The sequence below is a fragment of the Streptomyces agglomeratus genome, assembly GCF_001746415.1.
In the GTDB taxonomy this organism is placed as follows: Bacteria; Actinomycetota; Actinomycetes; order Streptomycetales; family Streptomycetaceae; genus Streptomyces; species Streptomyces agglomeratus.
The window spans coordinates 325,799-340,763 of sequence record NZ_MEHJ01000001.1 but is presented as its reverse complement, the minus strand read 5'-3'; the positions used below and the strand labels follow the sequence as shown (position 1 = coordinate 340,763).

The following is a 14,965-nucleotide window of genomic DNA, read 5'->3' as shown; positions in this document are numbered from 1 at the left end:
ACACCGCACAAGACCAGGTGAGCGGAACGGAGGACGGCGCACATGAAGGATGAGACCCGCACCGCACCGATCACGGCACTGCCCAGCGAACGCCGCTGCCCCATGGACCCACCGGACGAATACGCCCGCCTGCGGACCGAACAGCCGGTGGCGCGCCTGGCTTTCCCCGACGGCCCCCCAGGCTGGTTGGTCACCCGCTACGACGACGTCCGCGCCGGCCTGGCCGACCTGCGGCTCAGCTCCCGCCGACCCCACCTCAACTCCCAGGTCAGACCCAGTCTCATCACCGAAGAAGAGATGGCGCAGTTCCGGACATCGGACCTGCTCACCACCGATCCGCCCGAACACACAAGGCTGCGGCATCCGCTCATCGGACAGTTCTCCATGCGCCGCATCCGCACGCTGCGTCCTCGCATCGAGCAGTACGTGGACGAGCACCTCGACGCCATCGCGGCAACGCCTACTCGCCCGGTCGACCTCGTTCCCGCCCTCGCCCTGCCTGTGCCTTCCCTGGTGATCTGCGAACTGCTGGGCGTCCCCTACGCCGACCACGACCACTTCCAGCGCCTCACCGGCGAGCTACTGGCTCTTAACCGGACGCGACAGCAACTGCTGGCCAGCAAGAAGGCCATGCACGCCTACCTGAGCGGCCTGGTGGAGACCAAGCGCCAAGACCCGGCCGACGACCTCCTCAGCGCGCTGACCCAGCACCGTCCACCCAGCGGCCCACCACTGGCCATCGGCGAGATCGTCTCCCTCGGCCAGCTGATGCTCATCGCAGGTCACGAGACCTCGGCGAACATGATCTCCCTCAGCATCCTGACCCTGCTGCGCTCACCCGCCCTCTGGCAGCGCCTGCAAGCAGACACGTCGCTCATCGACAACGCCGTCGAGGAACTGCTGCGCTACCACACCATCCTGCAGTTCGGACTTCTCAGGATCGCCAGAGAAACACTCGCCATCGGGGGACAGCGGATCGAACCCGGAGAACGCGTCGTCCTCCACATGCCTGCCGCCAACCGTGATCCGCGGAAGTTCCCCGATCCCGACCGCCTCGACCTCCACCGCCACAACAGCCGCCAGCACCTCAGCTTCGGCCACGGACCCCACCAGTGCATCGGCCAGCAACTAGGGCGCCTCGAAATCGAAATCATCCTGACCAAGCTGCTGCACCGTTTCCCCACCCTCCAACTGCACGACGCAAGCGCCCCACCTGCTACCCACGACCATGCGGTCGTCTACGGACTCCGGGCCCTGCAGGTCAACTGGTGATCTACCAAGGAGCCGGGAGGAGAGTGTCGGCCGGCTCCGCGGTGGGTGCACACGCGTGCCGGTGAAGGTGATTACAGCGAAAGCGGCAGGAACGGCACTGGCCACGGCTTAACCAGCGTCTGCGGGAGGGATCGGCGACTTTTGTCATGGGACTTCGGCACGACACTGCGGTGACCATCACGGCACCCGCGCGGATGGAGCTCTGCGAGCCAGCGCACGGGAATGCTCGGTGGCAGCCTTGCTGGGCTGGGCTGTGGGTCGGTAGCCCCGTCAACCGCTGCGGCACGGACGGGGGGTCTCACTCACGCTTGTCGGCTGCTGCACGGCCCGGCAGCGGGTGCAGCTCCGGGCCGGCGGCAGGTTCGGCGCTTCTCTGATCAAGGGGCTCAGCCCTCCGCGATGACCTCGTCCGCCTGCATACCTCTCTGGCCCTGCACCGCGACGAAGGGGGTGATGAAGCCGAACCCCTTCTCGTCGTTGAACCACTTCACGGTGCCGGACTGTCGCTCCGCCATATCCACTCCCTCGAATCACATGCTCTGGTTGGACGTGCACGACGCCCCGATGAGCTGATCAACCCCGGTGGTGGGACGAAGGTTGCGCAGTTCAGGCGCCTGGCCGGTAAGTGTCGGGCCGCTCGGGCGTGCCTCCGCGCGCTGTCTCCCGCGTCTTTGCTCAGCCTTCGGTGCGTCGCACCGAAAGGGGGGTGGTCGCATGAGGAACCCCTTCCGTTCCAGGGAGGACGAGGGGAGCCCCCTTGCCGGGACGACGGGGCAGAGGGTCTCGCGCACAGACGATGTATCACCACTGGTGGCTTTCTGTACATAGAAAGTAACTCCGCCGGGTGAGCGATCCACTGCAAGGAGTGACAATCTCGCCGTAGTGCGCATGTCTGTCGCGGCGTGGCCCAACACTCCTGACTATGCCGGGCGCTCATGCGGCTGAAGTGCCTTGTGGGTGCCGAACGGCGTTGTCCGGCATGCCGTTTTCCAGTGAGGGGACGTGGGGGAGTGCGCACATTGACAGGCAAACGGTGGGGTGCCCGGTGGGCCTTGGTGGCGGCCGCGGGGCTGACCGTGCTGACAGGGTTCGCGGCCGAAGGGCCAGCCCAGGCTGTTGCGGGGCCCGAGGTCATGAGCTGGGGGGCAGGGGATGCGGGGCAGTTGGGCGATGCGGGCAGCGGGGACCGTTGGTCGCCGGGGCCGGTGACCGGGCTCAACCGGGGACAGGTCGCGGAAATCTCTGCGGGCGGTACGGGCAGCGACACCTCGTTCGCCGTGGCCCGGCTGGAGGACGGCACGGTACGCGCCTGGGGCCATGACGCGGCGGGGCAGCTGGGCAACGGCACCCGCCACGACCGGGCCGTACCCGATGTGGTGGCCGGGCTGCAGGGCGTCGATGACGTGGCGGCGGGCGGCGCGCACGCCCTGGCGACCGGCAAGGGCCGGGTGTGGTCCTGGGGCGAGAACGGGGACGGCCAGCTGGGCAACAACCGCTTTGGTGACGACAGTACGGTCCCGGTGCGGGTGCCGAGCATCTCGCAGGCCCGGCAGGTGGCCGCGGGCTGTGACTTCAGCCTCGTGCTGATGGAGGACGGCACCGTGTGGTCGTGGGGCAGCGGCGAGCGCGGGCAGCTCGGCACGGGCGAGCGCGCCGCGCAGAGCTTGCCCCAGGAGGTCAAGAACCTGAGCAACGTCGCCGAAGTCGTGGCGGGCTGCCACCACGGCGTCGCCCGCACCGAGGACGGCATCGTGTGGACCTGGGGCGACAACGGTCAGGGCCAGCTCGGCGACGGCACCGCCAAGACCAGCAGCAGCGAACCGGTCAAGGCCAGGTGGCTGCGGGACATCCGCCGCATCACCGCCGGCGCCGACCACACCTTCGCCCTCCGCAACGACGACACCGTCTACGGCTGGGGAAGCAACCGCTACGGGCAGTTCCTCGAGCCCGAAGCGACCGACGCCGCCCGGACCAACCGCAACACGCCCGTCGCGATCGACGTGCTGGAGGGTGCCCGGGAGCTAGCCGTGGGCCGTAACCACAACCTCGCCGTCTTCGCGAACAAGGTCGTCGCCTGGGGCGCCAACGGCCAGGGCCAGCTTGGCGACGGCACGAACGCCGACCGCTTCACACCGGTGACAGCGGTGAGCGGCGACTTCCACCACGTCGCCGCCTCGCTGGCGGGCAACTCCAGCTACGCCTACTGAGCGCCCAGGAAGGGCACACCCGAATGAAGACGAACCAGACCAATGTCAGTGCCCGACGACTGCGGGCCACCGGCGCGGCGTCAGTGACCGCTGCCGTGATCCTCGGGGCGCTCGCGGGCGCCGCCGCGCCGTCAGCGGCCGACACCGGCTCGCCCGACCCGTGGGTCTACAGCTGGGGGCAGAACGCCTCCGGTGAGCTGGGCAACGGCTCGACTGTCGAACTCCACATCCCGGGCCCCGTCCAGGGGCTGGCGCGCCAGGACGTGAAGCAACTGGAGGCCGGCGGGAACGCGACTACCGGACCGTTCGCGGTGGCGCTGTTGAAGAACGGCAGGCTCAAGTCCTGGGGTGACAACACCTACGGACAGCTCGGGGACGGCACCGTCAAGGCCCGCTACTTCCCCGCCACTGTCACAGCCCTGAACGCAGTCAAGTCCCTCGCTGTCGGCTGCAACCACGCGCTCGCGCTGAAGGACGGGCGGGTGTGGGCCTGGGGCCGCAATGACAGCGGCCAGCTGGGCGACGGGACCTTCAGCACCAAGGACACCGGCTCCGGCAAGCCGGTCGCCGTGCAGGGCCTGGACAAGGTCAAGGCTATCTCGGCCGGATGCAACTTCAGCGTGGCGTTGAGCCAGGACGGCACGGTATGGACCTGGGGCAGCAACGACAACGGCCAGCTCGGCATCGGCGGCACAACGAACCGCAACACCCCCCAGCAGGTGCCCGGCCTGGACGAGGTGGTCGCGCTCGCACCGGGGGCCTTTCACGCCGCTGTGCTCACCGCCGGTCACACCGTCAAGACGTGGGGCGACAACAGCGTCGGTCAGCTGGGCAACGACAGCAGCATCACCGTCGACAGCAGTACACCGGTCGATGTGAAGCACCTGGAAGGTGTTGAGAAGCTCTTCGGCGGCGCTTACTCCGACTATGCGCTTCTGTCCAACGGCAGCGTCAAGGGCTGGGGCCGCAACTCCGAAGCGCAACTGGGCGACGGCACGCAGGTCAACCGCACCGCTCCCGTTCTTGTCGACGGGCTCACCCATGTCCGGGACATCGCCGCAGGGCAATTTCACACGGCAGCCCTGCGTGAGGACCAGTCCGTCGTCGCTTGGGGTTACAACGCCAGCGGCCAGTTGGGCGACGGCACGACGGCACTCGCCTTTAAGCCGGTGACCGCGCTTGCCGCCAACAGCGGCGTGAACCACCTCACTGCTGGCCGCAACGCGAACAACACCTTCGCGTACTGAGCCTCGGCTTTCTCGAAAGGAACCCACCGTGACCGTTCGTACCGTATGGGCCCGACGTGCCCTGGCCCTGGCGGCCGTCATGTGCGCCGGCGCTCTCTACACCGCCCCGTCAGCCGGGGCCATCGCCGCTCCGCCGCCGCCAGCTGAGTGCGCCGAGGACGACAAGCAGTGTCAGGAGGAGCAGAAGGAAAGGGAGCAGGAGGCCAAGCGCGAGAAGGGGGAGAAGGAGGCCGACTCCGGACGCGAGCAGGTCGCCAAGGACTCCACCGCCGCCAAGCAGGACATCTCCAAGGCCAAGGGCCAGGTGGAGTCCTGCCCGCCGGAGTCCAAGGACTGCATGAGCAAGCTCGTGGGCGACGGCAAAGAGCAGCAAACAAGTATGGATGAGGCCAAGCAGAAGGTGCAGGACTTCAAGCCCGAGCCGCAGAACAACGCCGGTGTTGCGGTGGGCCGCGCCTGCGACGGTTTCGCCGCCACGCTGCCGCCCTCCGCCGCCAATGACCCGTCCCTCACCGACATCTGCGAGCTGATGGCCCAGTGAACAACACCCCCCGCACCTCTCGCCCCTCCCGCGGCCGGCGCCCCCGACTCACCGGTCCGCTGTCTCTCACCGCACTGGTGGTGGCCGCGCTTGTGCCGGAATCCGCAGCCGTAGCGGCCGGGCCCCTCGCCGCCGACCAGGCGACAACACGCCCGGCCATCCCCCAGGCACAGGCATTCGACAAGAACAACAAGCCGATGGCTTCGGTCGAGCCGGTCGTGCGGTACTGCGCCGGCACACCCGGCGGCTGCAACTTCAAGATGGCCGCCGCGGCCCAGCCGCAGCAGTTCTTCAGCACCGTGAAGTCCCTGGGCAACGCGGTCATCAACTGCACCAAGAACGACATCACCGTGGACCGCACGGTCCAGCTGCAAACCGGCAGCCAGGACAACCTCGGCGGTGAGATCACCGGCTCCGCCGCCGTACAGGGCCACATCAACGCCTCCGGCGAGGTCTCGGCCGGGGTGAACGGCGAAGGCCACGCCACCGCCAAGACACCCAACCTCAAGGACGGGCCGAACGCCGAGGTCGGCGCCAAGGGCGGCGTCAACGCCGGCGGCAAGGTCGGCGCCCAGGTCGGCCTGCAGGCCTCCTTCTCCGCCGCGTTCAAGGCCCACTACGCCAAGACCTGGACTACCACGCACACCGAGTCCACCAAGTACCAGATGACCGTCAAGCGCGGGGACGTACTGGTCTTCGGGGCCAGCGCGGCCATGGAGCGGATCTCCGGCACGCTGAGGACCAACACCGGCCAGAGCGTGACCAACGTGATCGTGGACGGCCCTTCCACCGTCAACAGCAGCTCGTTCATCGCCCGCACCAACACCGCACCCGGCGACACCTGCGACCGGCTGCGCCCCGCGGGCAGCACCGCGGCCGACAACAACCGCTCACTGTCCCCCAAGGCCACCGACCGCTCCCTGCCGGTACCCAAGGCACAAGGCTCCGCCCCGGGCACCGGCGGCGGCCCGTCCACGCCACAACTCCCGGACGGCCTGACCCCGCTTCCGGCCGATCTCGCAGGAAAGGCACGGCAGCCCCAGTGACCCGACCCCGATCACTCCAGCACCGCACAGCGCGCGCGTCCGTAGGGCGCCGCCCGGCCTTCACCGCGACAGTCTTCGCCGCCGTGGCCGGCACCGTACTGGCCGCGGCGGCCACCACCGCGCCGACGGCCACCGCAGCCGAGCCCGCCCGCAGTGTTCCCGTGATCAACGGGGACTTCACCGAGCCGTCCTTCACCGCCAGCGGCAGTGGGGACAAGCTCAGAGGGTGGACCGTGCAGTACCCCTACCGGCTCCTGCCCGCAGACGCCGCCCACCCCGACAACCTGCCCGCCCTGCTGCTGCGCAACAAGCGGGCCACCGACCAGAGCGTAAGCCAGCGCCTGCGCGGTGTACGGACCGGTGCCAAGGTCACCATCACCTTCGACGACAACACCGGCGCCTGCACCGGCGCCCAGCTCGCCAACGGGCAGCCCTACACCCTCCAGGGCTCCGGCGGCCCCCAGCAAAAAATCACCACCGATCCGGGCAGCACCGACTGGCACCGCGGCCGCACCTACACCTTCACCGCCGGCGAGAACGAACCGCTGATCACCTTCGCCTCCACGCAGACCACCGGACGCTGGGAATGCGGCCCCCTCATCGCCAAGGTCCGCGCCACCCACGTACCGCCCCTGGTCGACAAGACGGTCCCCAAGAACCGGCTGCCCGCCCCCGAAGCCTTCGAGGGCAACAACCGCATCGACACCCGCACGGCGGCAGACCACTGCGCCAGCGCCCGCAACAACTGCACCTACACCGTCGACAGCACCTACTCCTACACCTACTACGACAAGGCGCGCATCATCGGCGAAACCTACCTCAACTGCACCCGCAACACCGTCGAACACGACCGCCCCGTGCGATTCACCGGCCGCTCCCAGGACAACCTGAGCCAGCAAGCGGGCATCGACCGCCTACCCAACCTCAAAGACAACCTCAATCAGCAGTTCGAGACCGGCGTCACCAAAAGCTCATCCGAGCCGTGGCGCTGGACCACCACCGCGGACCGCAAGATCCACGAAATCATCGAAGCCGGCGAAGCCAGCTGGATCGAAGCCCAGCCGGGCCGCCAGCGCACCGACGGCTGGTTCACCAGCGACACCGACGACCCTGACAAGCAGATCCGCCTGTACGTCGTCGCCGACGGACCATCACCCCTGGTACCCGACCGCATCTACCAGCGCACCGGCCCCATGACCTCGGCCGAGCAGCAACGTTGCCGCTCCGACCGCCCTACCGCCCCCACCCCCGTGGACGCGGACGCCCCGGCATCAGCCACCGACCGCGACGACTGACCCCCGTCTCGTCCGCCAGCGAAACCGCGCAGACGTGCCGCTTCGGACCTGCAAGTTGTGCAGATTCTGGTAGTTGATATTGCGCATGACCGCCATCCCGTGGAGCGGGCGAGCGCAGGAGGAATCGGAAGATGCTTGTTGAGCGGCGGACGCTGAGCACCGGCGTCAACCCGGTATCCACATCAGGACGCCGAGGATCACCGGAGTCTCGCGGTTTCCGAGGCGTCCGAGGTCTCCCATGACCTTGGCGATGACGCCGGAGGAGGAGATCCAGGTGACACCGGCCAGAGCGACGTCTTCCTTGCCTATGCCAGTACTCGTGGCCGCACGCTGATCGACCGGCGCCGCCTGGATCGGCAGCGCACCCGACGACTAGCTAGGCAGCGGCGTAGGGGTTGTGATGCGATGTGGGCGGCGGGCGGTCGCGAGGACGGGCTGGGGGAACTGCGGGCCCGCGACGTAGTGGCGGCCCTTGGTGTGCCCGACCGCGGTCAGCACGCCGGCCTTCGTCAAAGCTTGCAGGTTCCGGGTCGCCTGCTGGGTGTTGATCGCTTCCTGCCGCTCGTAACGCGAGCGTCGTACCCGGTTCACCATGGCCACCTCGTGCAGAGCGGTGACCTGCCGCTCGCTAATTCCGTGCGCCTCGGCATGCTGCATCAGTTCGAGCCACACCTGGTTCGAGCGATCGACCCGGTACTGCACCCGCTGCGTCTGCTCGTGGTAGGCACGCAGGTTGAACTTGATCCAAGGCAGGGTGTCGCGCTCGGGGGAGTACACCGGGCCGCCTACTTCCCGCAGTACCTCGTAGTACTCCCAGGTGTTGCCGGGCATTCCAAGCCACTCCTCGATCGAGGAGAACTCGGGTGCCAGGACGCCGCCGCGGGCGCCCAGCAGAGTCTGCAAGGAGCGGGACATGCGGCGTTTCCGTCGGACCACGGGTGGATCTTCACCAGGTTCAGGTGCGCCATAGCCGCCCGGATCAGGAAATGCGTTTCGGTGTCGCCGTCGTTGAGCCAGTCCACCAGCTCGGCCATCAGGCCCGGCACGAGTTCCGGATCCGGGCCGTCGTAGTCAGTGGCCAGCTCATCCCCGGGCGCCGTGATCCGGATCGAAGTCTTGCGCCACTGCCCGGCCGTGCGCTGCGAGTGGTGCCCCTGCAGCATCCAGTGCAGAGCGTGGACCCACGTCCGCAACGACTCCGCGGTGATGCCGAGATCCGCGGCAACGGCGGCGTACGTCCGATTCCCGGCTGCGCCGCGGTAGAGCGCGACAGCGTCCTTCCTAAACTCCTCCGGATACAGAGACATGCGTCCCACCTGGACATCCCTCCCTGGACCATCAACATCCATTGTCAGGGTGTCCACTCCCAAAGGATCAGCCTCACTGCACGACAAGGCCCCCTACCGAGAACTCGGAACCGACCACTTCACCCGCCGCGATCCCGGACGTGCCATGCGCCGCATGATCAAGGAGGCGAACAGTCTCGGACTGACCATCCGCTTCGAACCGATCACAGAGTGACCGGCTCAACCACGGGGTCATTTTCGTGTCAGTCCCGCTGAGCGAGTCGAGCCGACGGCGGTGCTTGGGCCGGTAGCAGCATCGCCTCGTCCATCCGAAGCCAGGGCTGTGAACAGGGCGTCGAGGGCGCCTGGGTAGGCGTGTTCGGATGGGGCTGCGAAGCCGATCAGCAGGCCATGGGGACAGTGGGCGGGGTCATGGTGGAGTTCGGTGAGACCGCGCAGGGCGACGCCGTGGTGGGCACATCTGGTCAGGAGTTGGTGTTCGGTGGGGCCGTCGGAAGGGAGGGTGAGGAGGGTGTGCAGGCCGGCGGGGACGCCGTGGGCGGTAAGGCCGGGGATGGCAGCTGCTCGGTTAACGAGGAGTTCACGGCGGCGGCGGTAGCGCAGGCGGGCGGCGCGGGTGTGGCGGTCGTAGGCGTGAGTGGCGATCAGGTCGGCGAGGACGAGTTGCCCCAAAGTCTCGGTGTACAGGTCGGCTTCTCGTTTGGCCCGCACCATCGGTGACACCAGGTGGGGCGGCAGGACCATCCAGGCCAGGCGGAGGGCGGGGCCGAGGGTCTTGGACGCGGTGCCGCAATAGACGACCTGGTCGGGGGCGATGCCTTGGAGGGCGCCGACGGGTTGGCGGTCGTATCGGTACTCGCCGTCGTAGTCATCCTCGATGATCAGGCCGCCGGTGGAGCGCGCCCAAGCGCGCAGTGTCTGGCGGCGACTGGGATGCAGCGGAACGCCGGTCGGGTACTGGTGCGAGGGGGTGAGGAACACAGCCCCCGTGCCCTGTGTCAGCGCATCGACGTGGGCGCCGTGGGCGTCGACGGACAGGGCGAGGGTGGTGAGCCCGGCGCGCCGGACGACTTCGCGGAGGAGGTTGTGTCCTGGATCCTCCACGGCCGCAGTGCTGATCCCGCCCGCCGTCAGTACGCCGCTGAGCAGACCCAGGCCCTGGTGGTAGCCGGAGGTGATCACAATCCGGTCCGGGGTTGTGAGCACGCCGCGAGTACGGCCCAGGTAGTCGGCGAGCGCGCTGCGCAACTCGATCCGCCCCTGCGGGTCTCCGGCGCCGAAGACCTCGGGGCGGGCGTGGGTGAGTACCCGGCGGGTGGAGGCGAGCCAGGCTCGGACAGGGAAGGCGCTGACGTCAGGGAGCCCGGGGCGAAGGTCGTGGCGGGGAATCGTCGGCGACGTAGGTGCGGGGCGGGCGGGAGCCGAGGGGCGTTGCGGTGCCTCGGCCACGGTGGTGCCCGAGCCGGGCCGTGTGGTCAGGTAGCCCTCCTCGACCAGTTGGCCGTAGGCAGCACTCACAGTGCCCCGGGAGAATCCGAGTTCCTTGGCAAGTCCGCGGGTGGACGGCAGGAGCGTCCCGGCGGACAGGCGTCCCTGGCGAATCGCCGACCGGAGTGCGCACTCCAGGCCGGAACGCCGCCCGCCCGCGGCATCGAGGTCCACGTGCAGGTCGAGCCGGGAACTGGCCCAATGATTCGGCATGGAACTGGATCTTATGCCTGGCCCGGTGGCCCTCTACGTTCGAGGTCGAACTGGACGAGGGGAGAATGAACGTGAAACGGATCGATGTCATCGGGTTCGGCGCGATGGGTACGCCGATCGCCCACCGGTTACTGGCCAATGGCCGGCAGGTCATCACCGTGAATCGCTCGCCGCGATGGGGAGCGACGCTGCAAGTGTGGGTGGGTGGCCCCCAAGAGCTGGTCAAGCGATGCTTGTCCTTGCCTGCGTGGTCGGGCTCACCGACGTTCCGTCGGGGGACTGGGAGCCGACGTGTTCAGCGGATCCCTCGCGCTGAGCGGGGCATGGGGAAAGTCCGGGAGGCTCTGCACGAAGTCCCGGGCGCGACGCCGTTGGACTGGGGAAGCCACGCGTCGACGCCATGTGATCGGCGCCCACGACTGTCCCACGCGCTTCGAGTTCGCACCGGCCCGCAAGGACGCCGGCCCCGTCGCTGACGTAGTCAGTGACGTCGGGCGCGGCACCGGTCCGACCGCCGAGGGCCGGGACTGGCTCGTCGACGCCGAGCCCGCGGGGCGCGCCGGTCAGGACTACTCGGCCGTGCCGGCACACAACCTGTACGCCGCGACGAAGGGACCACAGCGGTGATCGTGATCGCTCACCTCAGCGACATCCACATCGACGGCGGGCACCGCAGCTTCGAGCGCACCCGGACCGTTATGGACTACCTCGAAGACCTCCCCTATGACCTGGACGTGGTCCTGGTCACCGGAGACATCGCCGACCATGCCCTCCCCGCCGAATATGAGCAGGCCCGCCGCCTCCTGACCTCCCGGCACCCGGTTGTGATCTGCCCCGGCAACCACGACGCGCGCCCCGCGTTTCGACAGTTTCTGCTGGGGCAGCCGGAATCGGCGACACCGATCAACCAGGTTCACCACGCCGACGAACTCGTCATCGCGCTATGCGACTCTTCCGTGTCGGGCAGCGACGAAGGCTTCTTGGATGACGAGACGCTGGTGTGGCTGGAGGATGTCCTGACTCAGACCCCGGCCGAGATGCCCGTACTAGGCCGTGTCTGACAAATGATCACGGACGGGTTCGCGGAGCCAGAGGATCAGCGAGGCCAGGACGACTCCGGCGCGGTAGCGGTCGGCGAGCTTGTCGAACCTGGTCGCGATTGCGCGGAACTGCTTAAGGCGTGCGAAGCATCGTTCGACGACGTTGCGGTCGCGGTAGATCTCCTTGTCGAAGGCGGGCGGCCGGCCGCCGAAGCGCCCTCGGCGCCGGCGGTTGGCCGCTTGGTCGCGGCGCTCGGGGATCGTGACGGCGATGCCCCGACGCCGCAGCAGGTGCCGGATCGCCCGGCTGGAGTAGGCCTTGTCGCCCAGGACTCGGGTCGGTGTCGTGCGCGGGCGGCCGGTGTCGGCTCGCGGAACGCGTATCCCGTCCAGGACCTGACCGAATGCGGTGGCGTCGTTGACGTTGCCGGGCGTGAGCACGATCGACAGGGGCAGGCCCCGGCCGTCGACGGCGAGGTGGACCTTGGTGGTCAGCCCGCCTCGGGACCGGCCGAGGGCCTGGCGCGTCTGCGAGCGGCCCGGATCTTCCAGTTCGTCCCCGTCTGCGGCCCCTTTTTACGTGCGCCGGCGGCGTGCTGGTGGGCACGGTTGACCGTGGAATCGACCGCGACGGTCCACTCCACCCGGCCCACCGCGTCGTCACGGACCTGCGCATGCTCCAACAGCCTTGCCCACGTGCCATCCGCCTCCCAGCGGGCGAATCGCTCGTAGACGGTCTGCCACGGCCCATACCGCTCCGGCAGGTCACGCCACGGAGCCCCGGTCCGCAACCGCCACAGCACACCATTGACCACCTGCCGGTGATCACGCCACGGCCGACCACGCCCGTCCACCTGCGGCAACAAGGGCTCTATCCGCTCCCACGCCGCATCATTCAACTCACCTCTACCTGCCACAAGATCAATTATCAGACAGGCCTTAGTGCCGCATCAGGCAACGTTCGCCCTGTCGACCACGGCCCGTAGCCGTTGATCGTCGGCATGACGGTTCCGCCAGATGATGTAGCGACGGATGATGCTGCCCTGCTCCTTGTGGCTGGCGTGGTCGGTGCCGTCGAGGGTGAAGTAGCGCAGGGCGGTGAACTGGGCCTCGATGCGGTTCAGCCACGAGCTGTTCGTCGGCGTGTAGGCGAACTCGACGTTGTTGGCCGCGGCCCAGTCGCCGACCCGGTTGTCCTTCTTCGTGGTCAGGTGCGGGGAGAAGTTGTCAAGCACGATCGCGATGCGGATCTCCGGCGGATAGAGGCTGCGCAGGTAGCGGCAGAACTCCAGGAACCTCGTCCGGTTCTTCTTCGGTTTGATGTGGCCGTAGAGCTTGTCTTTGCCGAGGTCGTAGGCGGCGAACAGGTGCCTGACCCCGTGCGGGCGGGTGTAGGTCGCCCGCCTGCGGGGCCTCGGCTCCCGGTCGGGGTCCTTGTGCCGTCCTCCGCGCTCGGCCCACTGTCGGCCGGGGTGGGGCTGGAGGTTGAGCGGGCCGAACTCGTCCAGGCATAAGACGATTTCGGGTTCGCCGTCCTCGGGTATGACCTCGCCGTCGGCGATCGAGTAGAGGTGCTCGACGCGGGCTTTCTTGGTGGCGTAGTCGGGATCGCGGGAGGTCTTCCAGGTCTTTATGCGTTGAAACGACACGCCCTCCTCGCGGAGCAGAACCCGAAGGCCCTCGTGGCTGATGTCGTCGACCACCCCCTCGGCGACCAGGAAGTCGGCCAGCTTGGCCAGGCTCCAGGTCGAGAACGGCAGACCGTGCTCGGCCGGCCGGGACTTGGCGATCTTCTTGATCTCACGCCGCTCGGGCAGGGTGAATGTCCTGGGCCGACCGCCTTTGTACTTCGGGTAGAGGGAGTCGAAGCCGTCGGCGTTGAAGTTGTGGATCACATCCCGGACCCGGTCCGCGCTGGTGAACGTCACCTCGGCGATCTTCTCCGCGGACATGCCCTGCGCGGACAGCAGCACCATCTGTGCCCGCCGCCACGTCACCACCGACCCGCTGCCCCGACGGATAATCCGCAGCAGGCGCTGTCCCTCGTCGTCATCGATCTCGCGGACGCGTACTCGCTCAGCCACCAGCACAGCTTCCCTGCCGCGCGCTGCCAGCGAGTGTCATTCCGTCGGCGTGCCGATCCGAAGCCGGTTGCTGTCAGGGTCGCGCAGCTCAATCTCACGCGCCCACGGAGCGTCCTTTGCCTGCACACCGAACTCGGAAGCGATTACGTCGACATCACGAACGCGTAGGTAGACCAACGTGTCGGGACGGGCGTCGCCCTTGTGCTCCGACAAGAACAAGCGCACCCCGCCCCGGGCGACCTCGACGAACGCAGGAAGTCCCGGTTCGAAACGGTGTTCCCATTGCTTGGCGAAGCCCAGCCGCTCGTACCAAGCGACCGCCGCCGTAGCGTCCTCGACGCGAAGAATAGGGATGACTTCCTCGTCCATAGAGTTATCGTCGCAGACCGCCCAGGGCGAACGTTGCCTGATGCGGCACTAGTCGGGTTCCACCACCCGCCGGCCCTGCTGCACGTTCCCTACATCGACGGCATCCGCCAGTTCGGCGCAGAGCGGCTCGCCGCACTGACGGGCCGCCACCCCAACCTCGCGGCCTTCCTGTGCGGTCACGCCCACACCCCTGCGGCGACCACCTTCGCCGGACGCCCGCTGCTGGTGGCACCAGGAGTCGTATCCACACTCCGCCTCCCCTGGGAGCGCCGGGCCCACGCCGAGGATCACGTACACCTCGACCAGCCACCCGCGCTCGCCTTCCACATCCTGGACAGCAAGGGAGGGCTGACTACTCATTACCGGTGCGTCAATGCCCAATCATGGGCGAACAGAAGGCAGCCAAGCAGAACCTGAGGCAGTCGCTGAGACAGTAACCCTCGTCGCTGCTGTTCCGGATGGCGTCCCGCTGCGTGGTAGGGGATCCCCGCAGCTGAGTCCGCAGGTTCCGCTCCCTCACATACGGGTTGCACTGCCCGTTCATCCAAGGCCAGTGGCAGCCGCCATCACCGTCGACCGCGGTGCATGGCGCCATCCGCAGCGCTTCGTCCGGCTGCGCCTGGCGTGGCGGTGGCCGACGTGCCGCCGTTGGAGCCGAGCGCTGGATGGCAGGACTGAGCTTCTTGGCGGGACTCAAATCTGTTGGTCGTTGCTGTGGCGGCCGTGGCCGAAGCGTTCGAAGAGGGCCGGCATCAGGCTCTCGCCGTCGGCTGGGCAGTCCAGGCCGAAGAGTAGTCAGGGAATTCCACGTTCTGCTGCACCGCCCAGATTCCTTCGTGGTCCTCTGGCGGAGAGA

16 protein-coding genes and 1 pseudogene are annotated in these 14,965 nt (G+C 68.0%); 10 read left to right on the top strand and 7 right to left on the bottom strand.

Annotated features, from left to right (window positions below):
- Nucleotides 1–42: 42 nt before the first annotated feature.
- Nucleotides 43–1,272, top strand: coding sequence for a cytochrome P450 (locus AS594_RS01255; RefSeq protein WP_069925234.1), 1,230 nt, complete (start codon nucleotides 43–45; stop codon nucleotides 1,270–1,272).
- A gap of 386 nt (nucleotides 1,273–1,658) precedes the next feature.
- Here the strand turns inward: AS594_RS01255 and AS594_RS40570 are convergent, their stop codons facing one another.
- Complete coding sequence (locus AS594_RS40570) at nucleotides 1,659–1,787, bottom strand: cold-shock protein (RefSeq protein WP_079148372.1); 129 nt, start codon at nucleotides 1,785–1,787, stop codon at nucleotides 1,659–1,661.
- 618 nt (nucleotides 1,788–2,405) lie between these two features.
- Here AS594_RS40570 and AS594_RS01245 point away from each other — a divergent pair.
- From AS594_RS01245 to AS594_RS01225, 5 genes are read left to right on the top strand one after another with little or no spacing between them, the layout of a single operon-like run.
- Nucleotides 2,406–3,479 carry an RCC1 domain-containing protein gene (locus AS594_RS01245; protein WP_167367962.1) on the top strand — a complete coding sequence of 358 codons (1,074 nt, stop codon included), beginning with the start codon at nucleotides 2,406–2,408 and terminating at the stop codon, nucleotides 3,477–3,479.
- Nucleotides 3,480–3,502: 23 nt separating this feature from the next.
- Nucleotides 3,503–4,726, top strand: coding sequence for an RCC1 domain-containing protein (locus tag AS594_RS01240; protein ID WP_069925232.1), 1,224 nt, complete (start codon nucleotides 3,503–3,505; stop codon nucleotides 4,724–4,726).
- A 28-nt stretch (nucleotides 4,727–4,754) separates the two neighbouring features.
- Nucleotides 4,755–5,267 (top strand): hypothetical protein, encoded by a 513-nt coding sequence (locus AS594_RS01235; protein WP_069925231.1) that lies wholly within the window; start codon nucleotides 4,755–4,757, stop codon nucleotides 5,265–5,267.
- Complete coding sequence (locus AS594_RS01230) at nucleotides 5,264–6,313, top strand: hypothetical protein (protein ID WP_069925230.1); 1,050 nt, start codon at nucleotides 5,264–5,266, stop codon at nucleotides 6,311–6,313. Before AS594_RS01235 ends, AS594_RS01230 begins: the two co-directional genes overlap by 4 nt.
- The gene (locus AS594_RS01225; RefSeq protein ID WP_069933641.1) at nucleotides 6,310–7,608 is read left to right on the top strand and encodes a hypothetical protein; all 1,299 of its coding nucleotides are present in this window, start codon (nucleotides 6,310–6,312) and stop codon (nucleotides 7,606–7,608) included. Before AS594_RS01230 ends, AS594_RS01225 begins: the two co-directional genes overlap by 4 nt.
- A gap of 372 nt (nucleotides 7,609–7,980) precedes the next feature.
- Here the strand turns inward: AS594_RS01225 and AS594_RS47835 are convergent.
- Nucleotides 7,981–8,924: pseudogene (locus AS594_RS47835) on the bottom strand (Fic family protein).
- A 40-nt stretch (nucleotides 8,925–8,964) separates the two neighbouring features.
- On the opposite strand from AS594_RS47835, the gene AS594_RS44375 reads away from it, so the two are divergent.
- Nucleotides 8,965–9,129 carry a hypothetical protein gene (locus tag AS594_RS44375; protein WP_167367961.1) on the top strand — a complete coding sequence of 55 codons (165 nt, stop codon included), beginning with the start codon at nucleotides 8,965–8,967 and terminating at the stop codon, nucleotides 9,127–9,129.
- Between the two features lie 17 nt (nucleotides 9,130–9,146).
- Here AS594_RS44375 and pdxR read toward each other — a convergent pair whose 3' ends face one another.
- Nucleotides 9,147–10,616: a MocR-like pyridoxine biosynthesis transcription factor PdxR gene (gene pdxR, locus AS594_RS01215; RefSeq protein WP_069933642.1), complete on the bottom strand. Its 1,470-nt coding sequence runs from the start codon at nucleotides 10,614–10,616 to the stop codon at nucleotides 9,147–9,149.
- Nucleotides 10,617–10,681: 65 nt separating this feature from the next.
- On the opposite strand from pdxR, the gene AS594_RS48350 reads away from it, so the two are divergent.
- Genes AS594_RS48350 through AS594_RS01205 form a run of 3 tightly spaced genes read left to right on the top strand, consistent with a single transcriptional unit; the run spans nucleotide 10,682 to nucleotide 11,677 of the window.
- The gene (locus AS594_RS48350; RefSeq protein WP_478078919.1) at nucleotides 10,682–11,092 is read left to right on the top strand and encodes an NAD(P)-binding domain-containing protein; all 411 of its coding nucleotides are present in this window, start codon (nucleotides 10,682–10,684) and stop codon (nucleotides 11,090–11,092) included.
- Nucleotides 11,019–11,243 (top strand): hypothetical protein, encoded by a 225-nt coding sequence (locus tag AS594_RS01210; RefSeq protein ID WP_069925227.1) that lies wholly within the window; start codon nucleotides 11,019–11,021, stop codon nucleotides 11,241–11,243. The genes AS594_RS48350 and AS594_RS01210 overlap by 74 nt, the downstream gene beginning before the upstream one ends.
- Complete coding sequence (locus AS594_RS01205; RefSeq protein WP_069934911.1) at nucleotides 11,240–11,677, top strand: metallophosphoesterase; 438 nt, start codon at nucleotides 11,240–11,242, stop codon at nucleotides 11,675–11,677. Before AS594_RS01210 ends, AS594_RS01205 begins: the two co-directional genes overlap by 4 nt.
- Here AS594_RS01205 and AS594_RS40565 read toward each other — a convergent pair.
- The 4 genes from AS594_RS40565 to AS594_RS44370 form a co-directional block, all read right to left on the bottom strand.
- Nucleotides 11,663–12,573, bottom strand: a protein-coding gene (locus AS594_RS40565; RefSeq protein ID WP_107364778.1) for an IS5 family transposase whose coding sequence is annotated in 2 segments (ribosomal slippage) — nucleotides 11,663–12,219 and nucleotides 12,219–12,573 — 912 coding nt in all. Because the reading frame shifts where the segments join, the coding sequence is not laid out codon by codon here. The two genes, AS594_RS01205 and AS594_RS40565, sit on opposite strands and share 15 nt — an antisense overlap.
- A gap of 33 nt (nucleotides 12,574–12,606) precedes the next feature.
- A complete protein-coding gene (locus AS594_RS01190; RefSeq protein WP_176742703.1) occupies nucleotides 12,607–13,740 on the bottom strand; it encodes an IS630 family transposase in 1,134 nt (377 codons plus the stop codon).
- A 36-nt stretch (nucleotides 13,741–13,776) separates the two neighbouring features.
- On the bottom strand, nucleotides 13,777–14,109 hold the full coding sequence (locus AS594_RS01185; RefSeq protein ID WP_069774802.1) for a glyoxalase superfamily protein: 333 nt from the start codon (nucleotides 14,107–14,109) through the stop codon (nucleotides 13,777–13,779).
- 48 nt (nucleotides 14,110–14,157) lie between these two features.
- Nucleotides 14,158–14,469, bottom strand: coding sequence for a hypothetical protein (locus AS594_RS44370; protein ID WP_069934910.1), 312 nt, complete (start codon nucleotides 14,467–14,469; stop codon nucleotides 14,158–14,160).
- Between the last annotated feature and the right edge of the window lie 496 nt (nucleotides 14,470–14,965).

Bases quoted from the DNA above. Each gene is read 5' to 3' on its own strand.
- AS594_RS01240 (WP_069925232.1), top strand. From the start codon at position 3,503: ATGAAGACGAACCAGACCAATGTCAGTGCCCGACGACTGCGGGCCACC.
- AS594_RS01185 (WP_069774802.1), bottom strand. From the start codon at position 14,109: ATGGACGAGGAAGTCATCCCTATTCTTCGCGTCGAGGACGCTACGGCG.
- AS594_RS44370 (WP_069934910.1), bottom strand. From the start codon at position 14,469: ATGAGTAGTCAGCCCTCCCTTGCTGTCCAGGATGTGGAAGGCGAGCGC.
- AS594_RS48350 (WP_478078919.1), top strand. From the start codon at position 10,682: ATGAACGTGAAACGGATCGATGTCATCGGGTTCGGCGCGATGGGTACG.
- AS594_RS01255 (WP_069925234.1), top strand. From the start codon at position 43: ATGAAGGATGAGACCCGCACCGCACCGATCACGGCACTGCCCAGCGAA.
- AS594_RS01245 (WP_167367962.1), top strand. From the start codon at position 2,406: ATGAGCTGGGGGGCAGGGGATGCGGGGCAGTTGGGCGATGCGGGCAGC.
- pdxR (WP_069933642.1), bottom strand. From the start codon at position 10,616: ATGCCGAATCATTGGGCCAGTTCCCGGCTCGACCTGCACGTGGACCTC.
- AS594_RS40570 (WP_079148372.1), bottom strand. From the start codon at position 1,787: ATGGCGGAGCGACAGTCCGGCACCGTGAAGTGGTTCAACGACGAGAAG.